Annotated in this window: 17 protein-coding genes; all 17 read left to right on the plus strand. The window is 68.3% G+C overall.

The annotated features are described in order from the left end of the window. Positions 1 to 10: 10 nt before the first annotated feature. The 17 genes from DSM104329_RS11855 (at position 11) to DSM104329_RS11935 (ending at position 21,783) form a co-directional block, all read left to right on the plus strand. Complete coding sequence (locus DSM104329_RS11855) at positions 11 to 751, plus strand: SDR family NAD(P)-dependent oxidoreductase (protein WP_259315651.1); 741 nt, start codon at positions 11 to 13, stop codon at positions 749 to 751. Further along, positions 748 to 1,536, plus strand: coding sequence for a creatininase family protein (locus DSM104329_RS11860; RefSeq protein WP_259315652.1), 789 nt, complete (start codon positions 748 to 750; stop codon positions 1,534 to 1,536). Before DSM104329_RS11855 ends, DSM104329_RS11860 begins: the two co-directional genes overlap by 4 nt. A gap of 26 nt (positions 1,537 to 1,562) precedes the next feature. Continuing rightward, on the plus strand, positions 1,563 to 3,011 hold the full coding sequence (locus DSM104329_RS11865) for an ATP-binding cassette domain-containing protein (protein WP_259315653.1): 1,449 nt from the start codon (positions 1,563 to 1,565) through the stop codon (positions 3,009 to 3,011). Continuing rightward, complete coding sequence (locus DSM104329_RS11870) at positions 3,011 to 4,270, plus strand: ABC transporter permease (protein WP_259315654.1); 1,260 nt, start codon at positions 3,011 to 3,013, stop codon at positions 4,268 to 4,270. The genes DSM104329_RS11865 and DSM104329_RS11870 overlap by 1 nt, the downstream gene beginning before the upstream one ends. 22 nt (positions 4,271 to 4,292) lie before the next feature. Further along, positions 4,293 to 4,889, plus strand: a complete 597-nt coding sequence (locus DSM104329_RS11875; protein ID WP_259315655.1) for an SRPBCC family protein — start codon at positions 4,293 to 4,295, stop codon at positions 4,887 to 4,889. Positions 4,890 to 5,128: 239 nt separating this feature from the next. After that, complete coding sequence (locus DSM104329_RS11880; protein WP_259315656.1) at positions 5,129 to 6,211, plus strand: LLM class flavin-dependent oxidoreductase; 1,083 nt, start codon at positions 5,129 to 5,131, stop codon at positions 6,209 to 6,211. Between the two features lie 3 nt (positions 6,212 to 6,214). Next, positions 6,215 to 7,429, plus strand: a complete 1,215-nt coding sequence (locus DSM104329_RS11885; RefSeq protein ID WP_259315657.1) for a CaiB/BaiF CoA transferase family protein — start codon at positions 6,215 to 6,217, stop codon at positions 7,427 to 7,429. Next, a complete protein-coding gene (locus tag DSM104329_RS11890) occupies positions 7,422 to 9,509 on the plus strand; it encodes an acetate--CoA ligase family protein (protein ID WP_259315658.1) in 2,088 nt (695 codons plus the stop codon). Before DSM104329_RS11885 ends, DSM104329_RS11890 begins: the two co-directional genes overlap by 8 nt. Beyond that, positions 9,499 to 10,674 carry an FAS1-like dehydratase domain-containing protein gene (locus tag DSM104329_RS11895; RefSeq protein WP_259315659.1) on the plus strand — a complete coding sequence of 392 codons (1,176 nt, stop codon included), beginning with the start codon at positions 9,499 to 9,501 and terminating at the stop codon, positions 10,672 to 10,674. Before DSM104329_RS11890 ends, DSM104329_RS11895 begins: the two co-directional genes overlap by 11 nt. Before the next feature lie 53 nt (positions 10,675 to 10,727). Then, positions 10,728 to 11,894: an iron-containing alcohol dehydrogenase gene (locus DSM104329_RS11900; protein ID WP_259315660.1), complete on the plus strand. Its 1,167-nt coding sequence runs from the start codon at positions 10,728 to 10,730 to the stop codon at positions 11,892 to 11,894. Between the two features lie 45 nt (positions 11,895 to 11,939). Then, the gene (locus DSM104329_RS11905) at positions 11,940 to 12,803 is read left to right on the plus strand and encodes an FAD binding domain-containing protein (RefSeq protein ID WP_259315661.1); all 864 of its coding nucleotides are present in this window, start codon (positions 11,940 to 11,942) and stop codon (positions 12,801 to 12,803) included. Further along, positions 12,800 to 13,279, plus strand: coding sequence for a (2Fe-2S)-binding protein (locus DSM104329_RS11910; protein WP_259315662.1), 480 nt, complete (start codon positions 12,800 to 12,802; stop codon positions 13,277 to 13,279). The genes DSM104329_RS11905 and DSM104329_RS11910 overlap by 4 nt, the downstream gene beginning before the upstream one ends. A 14-nt stretch (positions 13,280 to 13,293) precedes the next feature. Then, entirely contained in the window at positions 13,294 to 15,648 is a 2,355-nt protein-coding gene (locus tag DSM104329_RS11915; protein WP_259315663.1) for a xanthine dehydrogenase family protein molybdopterin-binding subunit, read from the plus strand. A 338-nt stretch (positions 15,649 to 15,986) separates the two neighbouring features. Continuing rightward, the gene (locus DSM104329_RS11920; protein ID WP_259315664.1) at positions 15,987 to 18,389 is read left to right on the plus strand and encodes a xanthine dehydrogenase family protein molybdopterin-binding subunit; all 2,403 of its coding nucleotides are present in this window, start codon (positions 15,987 to 15,989) and stop codon (positions 18,387 to 18,389) included. A gap of 23 nt (positions 18,390 to 18,412) precedes the next feature. Then, positions 18,413 to 19,276: an SMP-30/gluconolactonase/LRE family protein gene (locus DSM104329_RS11925; protein ID WP_259315665.1), complete on the plus strand. Its 864-nt coding sequence runs from the start codon at positions 18,413 to 18,415 to the stop codon at positions 19,274 to 19,276. Between the two features lie 114 nt (positions 19,277 to 19,390). Further along, on the plus strand, positions 19,391 to 20,533 hold the full coding sequence (locus tag DSM104329_RS11930) for a sugar ABC transporter substrate-binding protein (protein ID WP_259315666.1): 1,143 nt from the start codon (positions 19,391 to 19,393) through the stop codon (positions 20,531 to 20,533). 47 nt (positions 20,534 to 20,580) lie between these two features. Further along, complete coding sequence (locus DSM104329_RS11935; protein ID WP_259315667.1) at positions 20,581 to 21,783, plus strand: sugar ABC transporter substrate-binding protein; 1,203 nt, start codon at positions 20,581 to 20,583, stop codon at positions 21,781 to 21,783. Positions 21,784 to 21,818: the final 35 nt, after the last annotated feature.

The following is a 21,818-nucleotide window of genomic DNA, read 5'->3' on the forward strand; positions in this document are numbered from 1 at the left end:
CCGCGAGCAGGTGATCGTGGTGACGGGCGCGGCGAACGGCATCGGCCGGGCGGTCGCTCTGGGGCTCGCCGCACATGGCGCAGCCGTCGTTGCCACCGACCTCGACGGCGAGGGCTGTGAGGCCGTGGTCGCGGCCTCGGATGGGCGCGTGCTCGCGGTGGAATCGGACGTCTCGGATCCGGCCAGCGTCGAGGGCGCCGCGGACCGGACGCTGGAGTGGGGCGGCCGCATCGACGCGCTCGTCCACTGCGCGGCGGTCGTGCTCCACGGGGTGGACGAGCCGCGACGTCCGTGGGATCAGTGGCGTGACGTGGACTGGGACGTGTACTTGTCGGTGAACGTCCAAGGAGCCTGGAACGTCTGTCGGTCGGTGGCGCCTCACATGGCCGCCCAGGGGTATGGGAAGATCGTTCTGTTCTCGTCGCAGGCGGTCGGCGCGCCGCCGGCCCTGCTGGCGCCATACACGGCTTCGAAGGCCGCGGTGATCGGCCTCATGCGGAGCCTCGCTGTCGAGGTCGGAGACAAGGGGATCCGCGTGAACGCGATCGCGCCGGGCCTCATCCTCACCGATCGCGTTTGTGCGGGACTTACCGATGACTACGGCGAGGCGCAACGCGCCCGGACTCCGCTGGGCCGACTCGGCGCTCCAGAGGATCTCGTCGGGCCGGTCATGTTCTTCGTGTCGGAGCAATCGGACTTCGTGACCGGCCAGGTCTTGACTGTGGACGGCGGGATGGTGTTCGCGTTGTGAGCAAGGTCCCGGCTCACCGGTACGAGCTTCTCACGTGGGAAGAGGCGCGGGCGGCGGCGCTTGCCGACACGGTCGTGCTCCTGCCGATCGGCGCGGTGGAGCAGCACGGGCCGCATCTGCCGCTCGACGTCGACATCAACCTCGCGGTGGCGGTTGCGGATCGCGTCGCGGCCGACCGTCGTGGCGTGCTCGTCGCGCCCGGCGTGCCATGGGGGTTGTCAGCCGCTCACTTGCAGTTCGCCGGCACATTGAGCCTGTCTGCCCAGACGATGACGGCGCTCCTGACGGACCTCGCGGACTCCCTGGCGAGACATGGCTTCCGAAAGATCGCGTTCGTCGTGGCGCACAACAGCAACCGGCCGCTGGTCAGCCTTGTGGCCAAGGAGATCAGTCACCGACATGGCCTCCCGGTTCTGATGCTGTTCTGCACCGACTTCGCCGCCGACGCCTTCGCGGAGGCTCGGGTCAGCGCGCCGGGCGGCGAGCTCCATGCCGGCGAGCTGGAGACGGCCGTGGAGTTGCACCTGCGACCCGACGTCGTGCGCATGGACCGTGCGGTCCGCGCTCCGGTCGACGCGAAAGGCCAATTTGGCATGTCGATGGCGGCCAGCGACATCTATGGGAAGGGGCTGGTGCAGGTCGGCTTCGATCTCGCTCGAGCCACGCCCTCCGGTGTGTTGGGTGACCCAACGGTCGCCGTGGGCGAGGTCGGACAGCGCGTCTTCGACGCGATGGTGGAAGGCGTCTCGATCTCGATCGACGAGTACCAGGAGTTGGAATGGTGAGCAACAACCTGAGAGCTGGCCCTCCCGTGCTGGAGGTCGAGGGTGCACGCAAGCGCTACGGCGCCACCGAGGTGTTGAAGGGCGTGTCGTTCAACGTCCACCGGGGAGAGGTCGTGGGGCTGCTCGGCCCGAACGGCGCCGGCAAGTCGACCATGATCAAGACGCTCACCGGCGTGGTGGATCTCGACGGTGGCACGATCAGGTTCGAAGGGACGCCCGTGAAGCACCTGGGTGCCATCCCCTCGGTCGGGGTGATGCACCAGGACTTCGGCGTCATCGATGAGATGACGGTCCTGGAGAACATGCGCCTCGGTGTGCCCGCGCTGCGTTCCGCCGGTCCGCTGCTATCCGGCAAGCGCGAACGCGAGGCAGTGCATCGAGCTCTGGGACGTGTTGGGCTCGACGTCCCGCTCGGAGCGCTCGCCGCATCGCTTTCACCAGCGGAACGAGCGATCATGGCTGTGGCTCGGCTCTTGGACGTCGGCGCCCAATTCCTGATCTTGGACGAGGCGACCGCGAACCTCTCGCACCAGGACGCCAGGCGCCTTGCCGATGCGATCCTGAGCGGCGCCGGAGCAGCCGGAACGACCGTGCTGCTCGTGACCCACAAGCTCTCCGAGCTCACCGACTGGGCGGATCGCGCGATCGTGATGATCGACGGAGTCGTCGTTCGCGACTCGCACGTCAAAGGCCACGAGAGCGAGATCGTGCGCGCACTAGCCCCTGACGTGGAGCGGTCGAGCCCGGCCCCAGACAGCCTTCACGCGGGCTCCTCCGGAGACTCGGGGGCACGCGCCGACACCCTGTTCGAGCTCTGGGGCGCCGGTACCGAGCGCTTCGGGCCGTTGACGCTTCGGCTGAACCGTGGCGAGGTCATCGGGCTCACCGGGGCCGCGAGCTCCGGCATCCACGACATCGGCCTGGTTGCCGCGGGCGTGCGGCCGCTTGTCTACGGCGAACGCAAGGTGGCTCCGGGGATTCGCGTGGCGCTGCTCCCCGGCAACCGTGAAACCGAAGGCTCGTTCGACGACCTGCCGGTCACGCAAAACATGACCCTGACCGCATTGCGGCGATGGAGAGGTCCGCTCGGAAGCATGCGACTGCGTCAGGAGCGGCGCGACGCACGGGATATGGCGGCGCGCCTGCGGGTCGTACCGGCGAACGTCTCGATCTCGCAAGGTGCGCTGTCGGGCGGCAACCAGCAGAAGGTGCTCTTCGGCCGCTGCCTGTTCGAGGAAGCCGACGTTCTCGTGATGTGCGATCCGACGCGCGGCCTCGACGTTCGCACCCGCCGCGAGATGTACGCGCGGATCGGCGAACTGAAGGCCAAGGGGGTGGGAGTACTTGTGCTGTCCTCGGATGCCGAGGACATCCTCGAGCTCTGTGACTCGGTGGCGATTGTCGAAGACGGACACGTTGGCGCGCTCGAGGACGTCGCTTCGCTCACCGTCAGCGAGCTGGAGCTGATGGTCTAGTGAACACCGTCAGAGAGAGGAACGACGACGTGAACGTCTCGACACCCGCGGCGACGGATGTTGCACCCGGCGGACCTGGTAGCCCGGCCCCTCCCGAACGCCGGCCCCGTCGGCGGCTGCTCCAGGAGTCCTGGCTTGTCACGGGCGGCACCTTCCTCACCTTCATCCTGGTCTTCGTCGTGTACTCGATCTGGCTCGGCGACCGCTTTGCCTCGGCCGAGCCACGATTGCTGGACGCGCACCAGAACGTGCCCGTGATCCTCCTCGGGATGGCGGCGACCGTCGGCCTGATCGCGCGCCAGTTCGACCTGTCGATCGCCTCGATGGCCACCCTCGCGGCGTACCTCACGATCGGGTTGTCCTCCAAGGAGGGACTTCCCTTCTTCTTGGTGCTCCTGATCGTCGCCGCGGTGGCCGTTCTCGGCGGCGCGGCCAACGCCTTCCTCGTCGTCCGCGTGAAGATCAATGCGTTCATCGCCACGCTCGGAACGGGCGGGGTGTTCCTCGGGATCTCCGAGGTCTACAGCGGCGGCACGACCTTTTCGCCGGCTGATCTCGGTCGGGCGCTCCCGAGTTGGTTCAGCGGTCCGGGCTCGCTCGGCAGCTTTCAGGGACGGCCGCCGGCCATCGTGACGTGGCTGATCTTCGCCGCCTTGCTGGCCGGAGTCGGACTCTGGATCGCGGGACGCGTGTCCGAGTCGTCGACACGGACGCGCGTGGCCGCGGGAGGTGCGTGGCTGGTGCTGTCGGCGGTCCTGGTGGTCGGCCTGTCCGGTGCTGTGTCCGATGTCCCCTGGACCGTGATCCTGCTGCTCGCCGTGGCGACGTTGCTGTCGCTCCTGCTCGGACACACCCTTTTCGGGCGCTACATGTACGCGACGGGCTCCAACGAGAAGGCGGCTCGGCTCGCGGGGGTCGACGTGGAGCGCAAGCAGATCATGGCGTTCGTCATGTCCGCGGCGCTGGCGGCCCTCGCGGGTGTGATGCTCGCTGCCAACCAGGGATCTGCGGCGGCCAACGTCGGGGGCGGGTTCCTCCTGCCGGCGTTCGCCGCGGCCTTCCTGTCGACGGTGATGCTGTCCGCAGGGAGATTCCACATCTGGGGCACCGTGCTCGGCGGCGCGTTCCTCGCGTGGGTCAGCCAAGGGCTGATCGTCGGAGGCGTGCCGTTCACATGGACATCGATCATCAACGGTGTGGTGCTGATCGCAGCGGTCGCCCTTTCCTCGATCCTGCGACACCGGACGGGCGCGGCGTAGATCCGCGCCGAAAGGGCTACACGTGCAGATTCACGACAGCTTCGTACTCTCGGCACCCGTTTCGCGCGTCTGGGAGCTCCTTGACGACATCGAGCGCACAGCGCCGTGCGTTCCCGGCTTCGAGCTGGCCGGTCGTGACGGTGAGATCTACACGGGGGTCATGCGTATCAAGGTCGGTGCGATCACGATGACCTACGACAGCAGGATCCGATTCCTCGAGCGAGACGAGCAGGCGCGTCGGTTGGTGATCGCGGTGGAGGGCCGTGAGAGCCGGGGAGACGGCGGTGTCAGCTCGACGACCACGTCGGCGCTGACGCCCCACGACGGCGGAACCGCGGTGTCGCTGACTACTGACGTCGAGGTCAGCGGAAGGGCGGCCCAGTTCGGGCGCGGGGTGATCGGCGATGTCAGCGCTCGGCTTGTCAAGCGCTTTGTCACGAATATCGAGGCGCAGTTGACACCTCAGGAGACCGAGCGGGTCGAGCCTGAGGCGGTGACTGTGCGCACGCCGGAGCCCGTCGACCTGATTGCCGTGTCACGCGTGGCGGTCGCCAAGCGAGTCGCGCCAGTCGCCGCGGTCGCGATCGCCGCTCTCGTCGTGTGGCGACTGGCGCGCTGACCCGCCGCCCGAGTCAAACGGCGCCGTGACGACTGCATTGCTTCGCGATGGTCCGCTTGCCCGCCGAGAGACGCGCCGCCGACTCGGTCGCGTGCAGTCACTCGATGAGCCGACGACTGGACGTTTGGCCCTCGCGACAACGCCTTTGTCCTCGCCGACGATGACAGCGCTCGGTGCCGAGGGGATAGTCGAGACATCCGCAACGAATATCGGCACACCCTCGGAGGAGATCTAACTCGATGCGTTTCACCCCCATTCTCATTCCCGGGACGCCAGCCGGCCAGCCCGAGAAGATCGACGACCTCCTCGACCTGATCGTGTACGCAGAGGAGCTCGGCTACGACGGCGCCTGGATCACCGAGCATCACTCGACCGTCTACGGGCGTCCCTCACCGGCGGTGATTCTGTCGGCGGCCGCAGCGCGCACGAGTCGGTTGCGGCTGGGGTTGGGGGTGATCGCCTTGCCGTGGCACTACCCGCTCGATGTCGTCGAGGATCTCGCGACCCTCGACGTCATCTCGCACGGTCGCCTCGACCCCGGGTTCGGTCGCGGCCTGTTCCCATTCGAGTACAAGTTCTTCAACTCACCGATGGACGAGAGTCGTGGGCGGTTCAAGGAGTCGCTCGACTTCATCCTCGAGGCGTGGAACACCGGTAAGGCCGCACTCGACGGTGAGTACTGGACCATCCCTGAGGTCGAGTTGCTGCCCCAGCCCGTGCAGCGCCCCATGAGCCCGTGGCTCGTGGCACTCAGCCCGAGCACCATCAGCATGATCGTCGCGCGGGAGCTGAACGGACTGATCGGCCCGTATCTGACTCCGTTGGAGGAAGTCAAGCGGACGTTCTTGGACGTGTGGCGCGATGAGCTCGATCGCAACGGCCTCGGGCCCAACACGCTCGAGCTGGGCCACAACCAACACGTCTACGTCGCCGAGACCGACGAACAGGCGATCGCCGAAGCCGGCGAGCACCTCCTGTGGTACACGCAGACCCTCGGCGGGCTGCTGCCTTCGCGCGATGACACCAGGGAGACGCCGCAGTACGCCTACTACTCCGAATGGCGCGACGAGGTGCTCACGCTCAAGGGCGACAGGCTCTTCAAGGACCGTGCGGTGATCGGCAGCCCGGACACCGTGATCGAGAAGGTCCGGTACCTCCGCGATGAGGGCGGCGTCACGACCTTCCTGCCGTTCATGAACTTCGGCACCATGCCGACCGATCTCGCCAGGCGCTCGATGAAGCTGTTCGCCGAGGAGGTCATCCCGCCTTTGCGGGAGGACGCGGTCCCCAGTATTCCCGCTCAGGTCGCGAGCGAGGCGTAGCGAATGTCACCCTGGCAGGAAGTGGACGGCTTGGCGGACGGCCCGCTGGCGGGTGTGCGAATCGTCGACCTCAGTCGGCTGCTCGCCGGCCCGTACTGCACCATGATCCTCGGCGACCTCGGCGCCGACGTCATCAAGGTCGAGAAGCCCACAAACGGCGACGAGACGCGCTTCACCGACAGCATGGTCGTCGGGGAGAGCGGCTACTACCTCGGGATGAACCGCAACAAGCGGGGCATCACCGCGGATGTCCGCACCCCTGAGGGTGCGGAGATCGTGCGGCGGCTGGCGACGGACGCGGACGTCCTCATCGAGAACTTCCGCCCGCGCTATCTCGACGCCCGTTCGCTCGGTTACGACGAGTTGAAGCTGGACAACCCGCGGCTCGTGTACTGCTCGATCACGGGCTATGGGACGCGCGGGCCGCTCGTCGACCGGCCGGGCATGGACATCCTCACCCAGGCGTCGTGCGGCCTGATGGCGATCACGGGCGAGGATGGGCGCGCGCCGGTGCGCATCGGCCCGCCCGTCGCGGACTTCGGCGCGGCGTTCCTGGCCTCGATCGCGATCCTCGCGGCGCTTCGCGCGCGGGATGTGACCGGCACGGGTCAGAAGATCGACCTGTCGCTGATGTCGGCGTCGTTCGCGCTGGTCGCGAACTTCGCCGCCGGGGCGCTCAACAGCGACCAGGAAGTGCCGCGTCTCGGCAGCGCCCATCCGCAGATCGTCCCGTATCAGGCGTTCGAGACCAGCGACGGCTACGTGGCGATCGGGATCATCAACAAGAAGTTCTGGGTTCGGTTCTGCGAACTGCTGGGCTGCCCGGAGTGGGCGAACGACGAGCGATTCCGGCGCAACCGCGATCGCATCGCGAACCGCGAGATCCTCGTGCCGTTCATCGAGGAGCGCATCCGCAAGTCGACGACCGCGCACTGGCTCGAGGTGCTCGAGAAGGCCGACATCCCGTGCGCCCCGGTCGCCTCGTTGCGGGAGGCGCTGGAGCATGAGCAGTCGACCGCCAACGGCCAGGTGATGACGATCGAGCATCCCCGCCTGGGCCCGATGCGATGCCTCGGTCTTCCCTACGAGTTCACGGATACGCCGGGCAGCATCCGGCTGGCGCCGCCGGACCACGGGGAGCACACCGCGGCGGTGCTCGCCGCCATCGGCTACTCCCCTGAGGACATCGCGAGGCTCGAGGGGTCTGCGGTTGTGTGATTCGCTCGTCACGACGCGCGATGCGCTGACAGGACTGCTCGAGCCGCGGTCCGTCGCCGTGATCGGAGCATCTGCCGATCCCATGCGGATAAGCGGGCGGCCGATTGCGTTGCTGCGCCAATGGCGGTTCGCGGGCGAGGTCTTCGGCGTGAACCCGAAGTACAACCAAGTCGGCGGCGCACCGTGCGTGGCCGACGTCCGCGATCTCGAGACGCCGCCCGACGTCGCGTACGTAGTCCTACCGGCGGCAGCCGTGCCCGCAGCCGTGCGGGCCTGTGCCGCCGCCGGCGTGGGCCACGTCGTCATATCGACCGGTGGGTTCTCGGAGACCGGCGAGGAGGGCAGCCGCCTGGAGGAGGAGATCAAGGATGTGGTCCGCGAGCATCCGCTTCGGGTGCTCGGCCCCAATTGCGAAGGCGTGTGGAACGTCCACCATCGCATGCCGCTGACGTTCGGCAGCGCCGCGATGCGCGAGGACATCGCGCCGGGTCCGATAGCCGTCGTCAGCCAGAGCGGAAGCGTCGGCGCCGGGCTCGCGCAGGGCTGCCTGAGCCGGGGGATCGGCTGTGGCTACCTCATCACCACCGGCAACGAGGCCGATCTGACCGTCAGCGACGCGCTCGAGGCGTTGGTGGACCGCGAGGACGTCGGTGGCGTGGTCTGCTTCGTCGAGGGCATCCGAGACGCGGATCGCTTCCTCGCGGCATGCGCGCGGGCGCGGGCGGCCGACATCCCCATCGCGGTTCTGCGCGGCGGGCGCAGCGACGCGGCGCGAGCGGCGATGCAGTCGCACACGGGCCGCCTGGTCGGTCAGGACCGCTTCTATGACGCGCTCTTCCGTCAGGCTGGCGCTCGTCGGGCGCGCGGTCTGGGCGACCTGTTGGATTTCGCGGAGGGCGTGGCGAGGTTCGGTCGCCGTCCCAACCGCGACGTCGCGGTCGTGAGCTTGTCTGGTGGCGCCTGCGCGCTCATCCTCGACGAGTGCGACGCTCGTGGGCTCAGCAGAGCCCAGCTCTCGGAGGCCACCATCCGGCGCCTGAGCGAGCGGCTTCCGTCCTACGCGACGATCGGCAATCCCGTCGACCTCGCGGGACTGACGCTGAACGATCCTGCGGCGCTGCTCGACACGGTCGAGATCGTCCTCGAGGACGCCTCCACCGGGTGCGCGCTGGTCCAGCTGGCCAATCGCGGCGCCCGCGACGCCGACGACCACGGCGCGGAGCTCGCGGTCGTCGCGGATCGCCATGGCAAACCCATCGCCCTCTCCTTCATCGGTGGGCTTCCCGGCGACGAGGTCCTCCGCCGGCTGCGGCGCCTCGGGATCGGGTGCTTCGATGATCCGGCACGCGCCGTCGCGACGCTCGCGGCCGGGCTCCCCTCCGCTCGAGGGGCTGCGCCGGGCGCGTCGCGCGGCCCCGGCGGGGAGAGCGCGAGCTGGCATGAAGGTGCACGGCTGCTCGAGCGCGCTCGGATCCCGGTGGCGCGGACGCTCCATGCCAGCTCGGCGGAGGGTGTCGCCGACTCGGTTGGACAGATCGGCGCGCCGGTCGTGGTCAAGCTCGACTCGGACACCGCGTTGCACCGTTCGGACGTTCGCGGTGTCTTCGTCGACGTCCCAACCGTGGACGCCGCGATCGCCATCTACCGCGACCTCGAGCAGACGTGGGGAGAGGGCTGCCGGGTTCTCGTTCAGGAGATGGCGCGCGGCGGCGTCGAGGTGCTCGTTTCCGTGCGTCGCGAGCCCGATCTCGGCATGGGCGTCGTGATCGGGTCAGGCGGCGTCGAGACGGAGCTCCTCGACGACGTGGTGGCGGTCATCGCACCGGTGGATCCGACTCTCCTCTTCGACGTCATCGCCGAGACGAAGGTGGGCAGGCGCCTCGCCGGCTACCGCGGCGGTCCTCGCCATGACGGGGCTGCGCTGGTCGCCGCCGTCGTCGGACTGCTGGAAGCCGTGACCGAGTCCCCCGACGTGGTCGAGGTGGAGCTCAATCCGTTGATCGTCCTCGAAGAAGGGAAGGGTGTGTGCGCCGTAGACATCGTGCTCCAGCGTGGGCGAGGAGGCTCGCATGAGCGTTGAGAGCGAGCAGCGGGGCACGGCGAACGCCCCCGGCCTGACCGATGACGCGATTGCCACTGCGAGCAAGTTGCTCGGTCGCTGGCTGCGACGTGACGTCCACTGGCCGGCGGTGTACGAGCCGATCTCGCTGCATGACATCCGCCGGTGGGCGATCTACAGCGTCGGCGACGACAACCCGCTGTGGCGTGACGAGGAGTACGCGAAGCGCACGATCTGGGGCGAGGTGATCGCACCGCCGACATTCCTGTTCTCGATCGACACCACGATCGTCGCGCCCGGTCTTCCGGGCATCCAGTGGATCCATGGCGGAACCGACTGGGAGCTCTTCCGGCCCGTCCGGGTCGGAGATCGGATCACGGCGCGCGGGCGCCTGATCAACGTGGTCGAGAAGGAGGGCCGGCGCGCCCCCCGCTTCATCATCCAGGAGGGGGAGACGCTCTTCGAAAAGGCCGGAGGCGAGCTGGTCGGCCGCGCCGTGACACAGATGCTGCGCATCCCGCGCGCCCGCAGCGGCCAGGGGATGCGTTCTCAGTCCTCGAAGCCACGGGCAAACGGGTCGGCCGCGAAAGGTGTCTTCTACACCGAGGAGCAGATCGCGGAGATTGACGAGGCCTACGCGAACGAGGTCGTGCGCGGCGCCGAGCCGCGTTACTGGGAGGACGTGGAGGTCGGCGAGCAACTGCCCCCGATCGTCAAGGGCCCGTTGACCCTCGTCGACATCGTCGCGTTCTTCGCCGGCCGTCGCTTCGTGTACAGCCCGATGAAGATGGCCTTCGCGGAGCGCCGCAAGCACCCGCGCAACGTCTACGTGTCACCGCAGACCGGGATCCCGGTCCATCCCGCCGCGGGTCACTTCGACAACGAGATCGCCCGCGAGATCGGCATGCCGCGCGCCTACGACCAGGGCTTCATGCGGATCAACTGGCTCGGGCACCTCGTGACCAACTGGGCTGGCGATCACGGTGTCGTCCGCAAGCTCAGCGGCCGGAACCTGGGCGCGAACCTCGTCGGGGACCTCTGCCGCTGCCACGGAGTGGTGGTCGAGAAGATGGACGATCCGGTCGAGCCGCGCGTCGTGCTCGATCTCTGGGGCGAGAACCAGGACGGCGTGAGGTCGGCATCAGGTAGTGCCGAGGTCGTTCTTCCGACGAGGAGGGTCCCATGAGCGCCGACGTGATGCCGCACGCCCTCGTCGGGCAGGAGCGCGGGGCGTTCTCGGTGCGCGACTACCGCGTCGTGTTCGGGCCCGGCGCGGTCGCCGAGACGGCGCGCGAGCTCGAGCGCCTGGGCGCGTCGCGGCCGGTGATCGTCACCGGAACGACGCTCGGTACATCCGATGTCCTGGACGATGTCCTGCACGTCCTAGGCGACCTCGAGACGGCGGTGTTCGCCGGGGCGGGGGCCCACGGCCTCGTGTCCGCGGTCAACGCGCTCGCCGACCTCATGAAGGTCCACCGAGCCGACGCCCTCGTGAGCCTCGGCGGCGGTAGCGCGGTCGATGTCGCGAAGGGGGCGACGATGGTGTCGACGGGCCGACCGCTCGAGACGTTCCGCCGGCGCTCGGCAACGGGCTCGGGGGAGCGTCCGATGGATGCCTATTACACGGCGGAAGCGTTGCCGTGTGCCCCGATCGTCGCGGTGACCACGACGCTCTCGGGCGCGGAGTTCACGGGCCAGGCGGGACTCACGCTCGAGGGCAGCGACGGCGAGACGCGCAAGGATCAGTACTACCACCGAGGCTCGGCGCCCACGATGATCGTGCTCGACCCTCGAGTGACGCGTCGCACACCCCTGAATCTCTGGCGCAAGAGCGGAATCAAGTGCCTGGACCACGATGTGGAGCGGATCTACTCGCTCCACGGTCACCCCTTCACCGAGTCGCTGTCGATCGGGTCGGCACGCATCCTGCTGGAGCGCCTCGGGACCGAGGCCGACCAACCGGATTCCCCCGTGCGAACCGCGCTGTTGATCGCGTCATGGATGGCGCAGTTCTCGACCGGCAACGTCAACGTCGGCCTCAGCCATGCGCTCGGTCATCAGGTGGGAGCACTGGCCGAGATCGGGCACGGCGACACGTCCGCGATACTCCTGCCCCACGTGATGCGCTTCAACGCCGTCGAGGCGGAAGGTCCGCTCACGCGTCTCGCCCAGCAGGTCGGATGCGTAACGGCAGAGGGATATGGCGATGTCGAGGGTCTCATACAGAGGATCGAAGCGCTGATCGCTCGGCTCGAGCTTCCGACGCGCTTGCGGGACACCCGGCTGACCAGGGACCTGTTGCCCGTGATCGCGGAGCGCACCCTCACGGACACGGGGATCACTGGCAACCCGCGTCGAGTCACGGCGAGCGGCGAGGTCCTCGAGCTGCTGGAGCGCGCATGGTGACGTCGCCAGGAATCGGACGCCGTTCCTTCCGGAGGTGAGGGGCACGTGAAACCGGCCCGCTTCGAGTACAGATGCCCGACGACCGTGTCAGCAGCGATCGAGCAACTCGCCGAGGCCGGCGAGGAAGCCCGCTTTCTCGCCGGTGGGCAGAGCTTGATCCCGCTGATGGGACTGCGCCTGGCCGCGCCGACCCGGCTCATCGACCTCGGGCGGATCCCCGAGCTGCGTTACGTCGAGGTGGCGGACGGGTTGCTGCGGATCGGTGCCATGACGACGCAACGCACGCTCGAGCGCTCCACGGCCGTTGCCGAGGCAGCGCCGCTCCTGGCCGGTGCGATGCCCTATATCGGCCACCGGGCGATCCGCGCCCGCGGGACCATTGGGGGCAGCGTCTGCCACGCCGACCCCACGGCCGAGCTGCCCGTCGTGTTACGGGCACTGGACGCCGAGTTCGTCGCACAGGGGCCGGCCGGGCCGCGGACCATCCCGGCCGAGGACTTCTTCGAGACGCTGTTCACCAGCGCGCTGCAGGAGGACGAAATGCTCGTTGAGGTGCGGATCCCCACGACGACGGGCCGCCGCTGGTGGTTCGACGAGGTGTCGCGGCGCCACGGAGACTTCGCGATCGTGTCGTGCGCGGCGATCGTGGGACGAAACGGCGACCCGCCACGCGTCGTGTTGGGTGGCATGGCGTCGACGCCGCTTCGCGTCGAGAAGGCCGAGCAGCACATCGGCGGCGATCCGGAGGCCGCCCGGGCCGCCGCTCGCGTCGGTGTGCAGGACACAGATCCGACGACCGATCTCCACGCGAGCGCGGCAACGCGACGCCGCATCGCCGAAGCGCTGGTGGCCCGCGCCCTGCGCGCGGTGACAGCAACCGACGGCACCTCAGAAGGAGAGAAGCGATGACGAGCTCGAAGGAGCTGGTCGAGGTCGTGATGACCGTCAACCAGACCGAGGTCACCCGCACGGTCGAGCCGCGCCTAACGCTCGCGGACTTCATCCGCGACGAGCTGGATCTCACCGGAACCAAGCTCGGCTGCGAACACGGCGTGTGCGGTGCGTGCACCGTCCTGCTCGAGGGTGAGCCGGTGAGGTCCTGCTGCACACTGGCCGTTCAGGCGGCGGGCGGGACCGTCCAGACCGTCGAGGAGCTATGCCGGCTGCCACGTGGGGCTCGGCTGCGGGAGAGCTTCAAGAAGCACCATGCGCTGCAGTGTGGCTTCTGCACGCCCGGCTTCCTCGTCACCAGCTATGAGCTGCTCGAGGATCGTGACGAGCTGACCGTGGAAGAGGCTCGCCGTGAGCTCTCCGGGAACATCTGTCGCTGCACCGGCTACCAGGGGATCGTCGCCGCCGTGGTAGAGGCCAGCGGAGCCGACTGAACGGAAACGCGCTGATGGTTGAGAACAAGACGTTCACCCGTGGGAAGTTCGTGGGTGCGCGGGTGCCGCGGGTCGAGGACGATCGGTTCTTGACGGGGAGTGCGAGGTTCATCGCCGATGTGAAGGTGGCGGGGATGAAGCATGTGGCGTTTGTGCGGTCGCCGTATGCGCATGCGCGGGTGGTGTCGGTCGACGTGTCGCAGGCGTTGGCGCTGGCCGGGGTGGCCGCGGTTGTGACCGGGGAGGACCTGGCCGACGTCGGACGGCTGGTGGACGCCATGCAGATCGAGGGGTTGTCGAAGACGCCGCAGCCGGTGTTGGCGGTGGATCGGGTGCGGTTCGTGGGTGAGGCGGTTGCGGCGGTGGTGGCCGAGGACCGGTATGTGGCCGAGGATGCCGCGGATCTGGTGGTGGTCGAGTATGAGCCGTTGGGTGCGGTGACGGATGCGGTGGCGGGGATGGCGGCGGATGCGCCGGTGTTGTTTGAGGAGTTGGGCACGAACGTGCTGTATCGGCGGTCGCGTGCGCATGGTGATACGGATTCGGCGTTCGCGGCGGCTGATCGGGTGTTCGAGGGGCGGTTTCACACGAACCGGTTCATGGCGGCTCCGATGGAGACACGTGGGGCGATCGCGACCTTCGAGACCGGCCCCGACCGCCTGCACATCCAGACGTCCAGCCAGACGCCGCACCTGCTGCGGATGGCGCTCGCCGGCGTCCTGGGCATGCCGGAGCAGCGGATCCGGGTGAGCACGCCGGCGGTGGGCGGCGGCTTCGGCCAGAAGATCGCGACGTCGCCCGAGGAGGTCGTGGTCGCAGCGCTGGCGCGGCGATTGGGTTGTCCGGTGAAGTGGGTGGAGGATCGTCGGGAGAACCTGATCGCGGGCAGTCACGCCAAGGAGCAGATCATCTCGCTGGAGTTGGCGGTGACCGGGGAGGGCCGGATCCTCGGCATGCGCGCCCAGCTCATCGGCGACGGCGGCGGCTACTCCTTCAACACGTCCAGCATCCTCGTGGAACCGCAGGTCGCCGCCCAGAGCATGCCCGGGGTGTACGACATCGCCAACTACGACTACGAAGTGATCGGGGTCGTGACGAACAAGACGCCCGTGGCCTCGTTCCGGGGGATCGGCTGGACGGCGGGGCATTCGGCGCGGGAGCTGTTGTTCGATGAGGTCGCGCGTGATCTGGGGCTCGATCCGGCGGAGTTTCGGCGGTTGAACATGATCGCGCCGGGCTCGTTTCCGCATCGCACGTGCACGGACATGCTCTATGACTCGGGCAGCTATACGGAGTCGCTGGCCGACGCGCTGGAGATGGTCGACTACCGCGCGCTGCGCGAGCGTCAGCGCGAGCTGCGCGCGCAGGGGCGCTACATCGGCATCGGCATCAGCCCCTACAACGAGCTCACCGGCTTCGGGACGGACTCCGCCTCGCAGGCCGGGTTCCCATTTCCCTCACATGACAACGCAATGGTCACGGTTGAGCCGACCGGGAAGGTGACGGTGGCGGTGGGCTTTCATTCGCATGGGCAGGGGCATGAGACGACGTTTGCTCAGGTCGCGGCGGATGGGTTGGGCGTGGCGATCGAGGACGTCGCGGTGGTGTTCGGCGATACGAGCACGTCGCCGTTCGGGATGGGGACGTATGCGAGTCGCAGCGCGATCATCGGCGGCGGGACGGTGTCGCTGGCCGCGGCTCGGGTGCGCGAGAAGGTCCTGGCGGCGGCGGGCCGGTTGTTGGAGGTCTCGCCCGAGGATCTGGAGATCGTCGATGGTCGGGTGTCGGTGGCCGGCGATCCGGACGCGGGCGTGTCGTTTGCGGAGGTGGCGGGCGCCGCGTACTTCGATCCTCGGGTTCGAGGCGAAGGCGAGGACGTCTATCTGTCGGCGACGATGTTCTATGACCCGCCGGCGACGTACTCCAACGGCACGATCATCGCGGTCGTCGAGGTCGACCCGGAGACGACCGAGATCACGATCGAGCGGATCGTGGCCTCCGAGGACTGCGGAACGGTGATCAACCCGATGATCGTCGAGGGCCAGGTTCACGGCGCGATCGCCCAAGGCATCGGCGGGGCGCTGCTCGAGCACCTCGCCTACGACGAGCAGGGCCAGCCGCTGGCGACGACCTACATGGACTACCTGATCCCGACCACGATGGAGGTCCCGCGGATCGACGTCAACCATCTCGAGAGCCCGTCGCCGTTCTCGATCGGCGGGATCAAGGGCATCGGCGAAGGCGGTCTGATCTCCGCGCCCGCCGCCGTCACCTGCGCGGTCCTCGATGCCCTCGCCCCCTGGGAGCCCCGCCTGCGCACCCTGCCCGTCACCCCCGACCGCATCGCCGAGATCTGCCGACAAGAGTGATGGGCCGGTCGACCCGACCCGACGTGGTCGTCGGTGCGTCGGCCCCCGCAGGGCCTGGTCACATGCTGCCGGTTTGTGCTGTCGGGGAACGAGCGTGACGAACATCGTGGTGCCGGCCGGCTCGTCGAACGGTTGACGCGCCGGGCACCGGGAATACTCGGCCGTCCAGGAGGAGCGTGGGCACGCTCCGCGGAGTCTGGCGCCTGAGGGCGCCGAATCCCGCACCTCGGCGCGAGTCCCTCGTCTGACGCGGTCGTGGGACCTGGCTCGATGTGAGCCACAGCGCTGGACACCCTCCAGGTTTGGTCGTGGCGACGAGCGGTTTGTGAGCGTCCACCATGACGCCACTGGGGGTGCCGGCAGATAGTTGCACAGTGGATACGAGCAGCCTCTTGGTCCGTGGGAAGTTCGTGGGTGCGCGGGTGCCGCGTGTCGAGGACGATCGGTTCTTGACCGGCAGCGCGCGGTTCCTCGCCGATGTGAAGGTGGCGGGGATGAAGCATGTGGGGTTCGTGCGATCGCCGTATGCGCATGCGCGAATGGTGTCGGTCGACGTGTCGCGGGCGTTGGCGCTGCCCGGAGTGGTCGCGGTCGTGACCGCCGAGCACCTGCACTCCGTCGCCCCCCTGGTCGACCCTCTCGCGGTCGAGGGTTTGTTGAAGACGCCGCAGCCGGTGTTGGCAGTGGATCGGGTGCGGTTCGTGGGTGAGGCGGTTGCGGCGGTGGTGGCCGAGGACCGGTATGTGGCCGAGGATGCGGCTGATCTGGTGGTGGTCGGGTACGAGCCGTTGGGTGCGGTGACGGATGCGGTGGCGGGGATGGCGGCGGATGCGCCGGTGTTGTTTGAGGAGTTGGGGACGAACGTGCTGTATCGGCGGTCGCGTGCGCATGGTGATACGGGGGCGGCGTTCGCGGCGGCGGATCGGGTGTTCGAGGGGCGGTTTCACACGAACCGGTTCATGGCCGCTCCGATGGAGACGCGGGGGGCGATCGCGACCTTCGAGACAGGACCCGACCGGCTCCACATCCAGACCTCCAGTCAGACGCCGCACCTGCTGCGTATGTCCCTCTCTGCGGCGCTCGGCATGCCGGAGCAGCGGATCCGGGTGAGCACGCCGGCGGTGGGCGGCGGCTTCGGCCAGAAGATGGCGACGTATCCCGAGGAGGTGATCGTCTGCGAGCTTGCCCGGCGGCTGGGTTGTCCGGTGAAGTGGGTGGAGGATCGTCGGGAGAACCTGATCGCGGGCAGTCACGCCAAGGAGCAGATCATCTCGATGGAGCTAGCGGTGACCGGGGAGGGCCGGATCCTCGGCATGCGCGCCCAGCTCATCGGCGACGGCGGCGGCTACTCCTTCAACACGGCGAGCGTCCTGATCGAGCCGCTCGTCGCGGCGCAGCTGATGCCGGGCGTCTACGACATCGCCAACTACGACTACGAAGTGATCGGGGTCGTGACGAACAAGACGCCCATCGGGCCCTTCCGGGGCGTGGGCTGGACGGCGGGGCATTCGGCGCGAGAGCTGTTCTTCGATGAGGTCGCGCGTGATCTGGGGCTCGATCCGGCGGAGTTTCGGCGGTTGAACATGATCGCGCCGGGGTCGTTTCCGCACCGGACGTGCACGGACATGCTCTATGACTCCGGCAGCTACACGGAGTCGCTGGCCGACGCGCTGGAGATGATCGACTACTGGGCGTTGCGCGAGCGTCAGCGCGAGCTGCGCGAGCAGGGACGTTACATCGGCATCGGCATCAGCCCGTACAACGAGCTCACCGGCTTCGGGACCGATGCCGGCTCGCAAGCTCTCCTTCCCGTGCCGTCGAACGACAGAGCGGTCGTCACGGTGGAGCCGACGGGGAAGGTGACGGTGGCGGTGGGCCTGCATTCGCACGGGCAGGGGCATGAGACGACGTTTGCCCAGGTCGCGGCGGATGGGTTGGGCGTGGCGATCGAGGACGTCGCGGTGGTGTTCGGCGACACGAGCACGTCGCCGTTCGGGATGGGCACACACGCGAGTCGCAGCGCGATCATCGGCGGCGGGACGGTGTCGCTGGCCGCGGCTCGGGTGCGCGAGAAGATCCTGGCGGCGGCCGGCCGGTTGTTGGAGGTCTCGCCCGAGGATCTCGAGATCGCCGATGGTCAGGTGTCGGTGGCCGGCGATCCGGATGCGGGCGTGTCGTTTGCGGAGGTGGCGGGCGCCGCGTACTTCGATCCTCGGGTTCGAGGCGAAGGCGAGGACGTCTATCTGTCGGCGACGATGTTCTACGACCCGCCGGCGACGTACTCCAACGGCACGATCATCGCGGTCGTCGAGGTCGACCCGGAGACGACCGAGATCACGATCGAGCGGATCGTGGCCTCCGAGGACTGCGGAACGGTGATCAACCCGATGATCGTCGAGGGCCAAGTTCACGGGGCGATCGCCCAAGGCATCGGCGGGGCGCTGCTCGAGCACCTCGCCTACGACGAGCAGGGCCAGCCGCTGGCGACGACCTACATGGACTACCTGATCCCGACCACGATGGAGGTCCCGCGGATCGACGTCAACCATCTCGAGAGCCCGTCGCCGTTCTCGATCGGCGGGATCAAGGGCATCGGCGAAGGCGGACTGATCTCCGCGCCCGCCGCCGTCACCTGCGCGGTCCTCGATGCCCTCGCCCCCTGGCAGCCCCGCCTGCGCACCCTCCCCGTCACCCCCGACCGCATCGCCGAGATCTGCCACAACGGCAATCGCACGCCATGAACGCCGCGAGCCCGCACTCAGGCTTGCCCGCCGTTCCCGTGCCGGTGCCGTGGGGGGACGTGAGCTGCGAGATCGGCGAAGGACCGCTCTGGGACGATCGGTACGAGGAGCTCGCGTGTGTCGACCTCGACGCCGGCTTGGTCCACTGGATCGGTGCCGACACGACCGTGACCGTCGATTGTGGCCAACCGGCGAGCGCGGTTCTCCCGCGCACGCAAGGTGGCTACCTCGTCGCACTCGAAGAGGGCGTCGCGGTGCTCCCCGACCGCCAGGCCACGCCAGAGCTCATCGCCCCGATCGACCGGCCGCCGGGAATGGCCGTGCGGTGTAACGACGCGAAGTGCGATCCCCAGGGGCGCGCGTGGATCGGGACGCTGGCCGCGACCTTCGCGCCCGGTGAGGGCGCGCTGTACCGCCTCGACCACGACTGGACGCTCACCCGCATCCTCGACGGGCTCACGCTTCCGAACGGTATGGCGTGGAGCGAGTCCGGCGACACGATGTACCTCGTCGACAGTCGTGTCGCGGTGTGGGCGTTCGACTTCGACCCGACGGCCGGCACGCTCAGCCGCCGACGCGAGCTGATCACGGTGGACCCGGCGCACGGCGAGCCCGACGGCATGGCCGTCGACCTCGAGGGCGGGCTCTGGATCGCGATGTACGGGGCGGGCATGGTGCGTCGCCACTCGGCCTCCGGAGCGGTTACCGACACTGTGCGGATTCCGGCGGCGCGGGTCACCAGCTGTGCGTTCGGCGGCACCCGCCACGCAGATCTCTTCGTCACAACCGCCGCGGAGCCGGCCGGGTGCGATGCGGCGCGCGGCGGACGAGTGTTCCGGTTCACGCCGGCCGTCGGAGGCCGGGATGCGCAGGCATTCGCGGGTTAGTGCCCTTACGGGGAGTCGTTGGCAACAACAAATCGAGGAGTCCCGATGTCACGATCAGACCTAGAGATCACGCAAGACGTCGGCGGCCGGAAGGCGCGCTGTCGGGGCCGCGGCGTGGGCACCCTCGCGATCCTCTTGGCGATGATCCTCACCCTAGCCTTCGCGAGCGGGTGTGGGAGTAGCGACGATACCAGCACGGCAGCCTCCACGGCCGAGCCCGCGGCGGCGGACGAACCGGCGGGCGATGCGGTGGCGGCCGCGGAGAAGAAGGTCGCAGAGCTCTCCAAGACCGAGGGGGTGAAGTTCCCGGTTCCCGACAAGCCGTTCGATCCGGGCCACAAGCGGGCGGCGGTGATCATGGCGGGGCAGGACGAGGGCTTCACGGCGATGGTCGACTCGCTGAAGGAGGCGGCCGACACCATGGGTTGGACGCTGGGACCGCCGATGGACGGGAAGTTCAACCCGGCCGCTCAAGCAGGGTTCATCCAGCAGGCGGTCAACGAGAAGTATGACGCGATCATCCTGCTCGTCATCGACGCGGTGAACATCGAGTCGGCGTTGGCGGCAGCGAAGCAGGCGAACATCCCTGTCGCGTGCCTCATGTGCGAGAACAAGGGGTACGAGGACGAGATCATCGACGTCACGACAAGCGGTCGCCCGGGCGGCGAGGCGATCGCGAACTATGTCACCGCAGCCTCGGGCGGCAAGGCGAAGGTTCTGCTGTTCGACGACAAGGCGTACTCGATCGTGAAGACGCGCGTGGAAGGTTTCCGAGACACGCTCGCTCAGGTCTGTCCGGAGTGCGAGATCGTCGACACGGTGCAGATGACGCCGGCCAGTCTCGCGAAGCCGGGGCCGCCCGAGTGGCTCGGCGCGCTGCGGCGTTACTCGCCGGACGATTTCGACTGGACCGTCTTCCCGTACGACTACTACGCGATCCCGGCCGGCAAGACGGCGCTCGAACAGGGACGCAACGTCGCAATCACGGGCTACGACGGATCGCCGGAGATGGTGCGCATGATCGAGAAGGACGGGCCGGTGTTCAAGGCCACCGTCACCGCCCCGTTCGAGTACCTCCCGTGGGCCGCGCTGGACCAGGTCGCTCGGGCCTCGGCCGGTCTCGAGACGTGGGACACCACTCAGCTGCCGTTGCGTCTGGTCACTCCGCAGAACGCGGCGAAGTTCCCGAAGGGGTGGTACGTGCCGCACGACTTCGATCCCAAGGCGGCGTTCGCCCCCATCTGGTCTGGCGAATGATCATCAAACGGCGGCTCGGCAAGCTGGCGAGTTGAGGAGCGGGGGACATGGTGCGGACGAGAACGCGCGAGGCATCGGGTGAACCGCAGAAGGCATCGGTGGGACGGGCAGGATGGCTGCTCGCGGTCGTGGTGGTGGTCTGCGGGCTCGGGTTCGTCGGCTGCGGGAGCGGCGACGACTCCAGTGGCTCGACCGTGCGAACAGCGACCATCGTCGCGTCCAGCGGCGGTGATCAGGAGGTCGTCGCCAAGGCCAAGGTGCAGGTCGAGCAGCTCATGGAGACCGAGGGCGTGAAACTGCCGGCACCGACCGAGCCGTTCGACCCGGGCAAGAAGCGGGTCGCAGTGATCCTGGCCGGCCAGGATGCGGGTTTCGACGCGATGAACGAGGGCGTCCACGAAGCGGCGAGGACGATGGGCTGGACGGTGGGTCCGTCGATGGACGGAAAGTTCAGCCCGACGGCTCAGGCCGGCTTCATCCAGCAGGCGGTCCAAGAGAAATACGACGCGATCATCCTGCTCGTCATCGACGCCGCGACCGTGGAGTCTGCCCTCGCCGCAGCCAACAAGGCGAACATCCCGGTTGCCTGCGTCATGTGCGACAACGAGGGCTATGAAGGAAAGATCTACGACGTCACGACCGGTGGCTACCCCGCTGGACAGGCCATGGCGCAGTATGTGATCGCCGACTCGGGCGGAAAAGCGAAGATCCTCGTGTTCAACGACAAGGGCTTCGCCATCAATCCGCGCCGCGTCGCCGGATTCGAGGACACGATCGCGAAGGACTGTCCTGGGTGCAAGGTCGTCGCGGATCTCCAGACATCCGCCGCGGAGCTGAGCGACGCTGGTCCGCCGTCCTGGCTGGGCGCGCTGAGGCGCTATCCCGAAGGGAGCTTCGATTACGTGGTGTGGCCCGGTGACTACTGGGCGGTGCCCGCCGGCAAGACGGCTCAGGAGCAGGGACGCGAGGTCGGCGTCACCGGCTACGACGGCACGCCCGAGATGGTCGGCCTGATCAAGCAGGGCGGCACGGTGTTCAAGGCGACGATCTCGGCGCCCTTCCCGTACCTGGGTTGGGCGGCGCTGGACGTGGTGGCGCGGGCGTCCGCCGGGCACGATGTCTGGGACACGACGCAGATGCCCGTCCGGCTGGTCACAGCCGACAACGCGGCGGACTTCCCCCACGGTTGGTTCGTGCCGAGGGATGTCGATCCCAAGGCAACGTTCGGCAAGCTCTGGCAGGGCAGTTGACGCACGCTCGGACACGGCACGAGCGGTCAGCCACG

The sequence above is a fragment of the Capillimicrobium parvum genome, from assembly GCF_021172045.1.
Classification (GTDB): Bacteria; Actinomycetota; Thermoleophilia; order Solirubrobacterales; family Solirubrobacteraceae; genus Capillimicrobium; species Capillimicrobium parvum.

Excerpts from the sequence above, each read along its gene's own strand:
- DSM104329_RS11880 (WP_259315656.1), top strand. The coding sequence starts at position 5,129 with ATGCGTTTCACCCCCATTCTCATTCCCGGGACGCCAGCCGGCCAGCCC.
- DSM104329_RS11885 (WP_259315657.1), top strand. The coding sequence starts at position 6,215 with ATGTCACCCTGGCAGGAAGTGGACGGCTTGGCGGACGGCCCGCTGGCG.
- DSM104329_RS11895 (WP_259315659.1), top strand. The coding sequence starts at position 9,499 with ATGAGCGTTGAGAGCGAGCAGCGGGGCACGGCGAACGCCCCCGGCCTG.
- DSM104329_RS11910 (WP_259315662.1), top strand. The coding sequence starts at position 12,800 with ATGACGAGCTCGAAGGAGCTGGTCGAGGTCGTGATGACCGTCAACCAG.
- DSM104329_RS11915 (WP_259315663.1), top strand. The coding sequence starts at position 13,294 with ATGGTTGAGAACAAGACGTTCACCCGTGGGAAGTTCGTGGGTGCGCGG.
- DSM104329_RS11920 (WP_259315664.1), top strand. The coding sequence starts at position 15,987 with ATGACGCCACTGGGGGTGCCGGCAGATAGTTGCACAGTGGATACGAGC.
- DSM104329_RS11935 (WP_259315667.1), top strand. The coding sequence starts at position 20,581 with ATGGTGCGGACGAGAACGCGCGAGGCATCGGGTGAACCGCAGAAGGCA.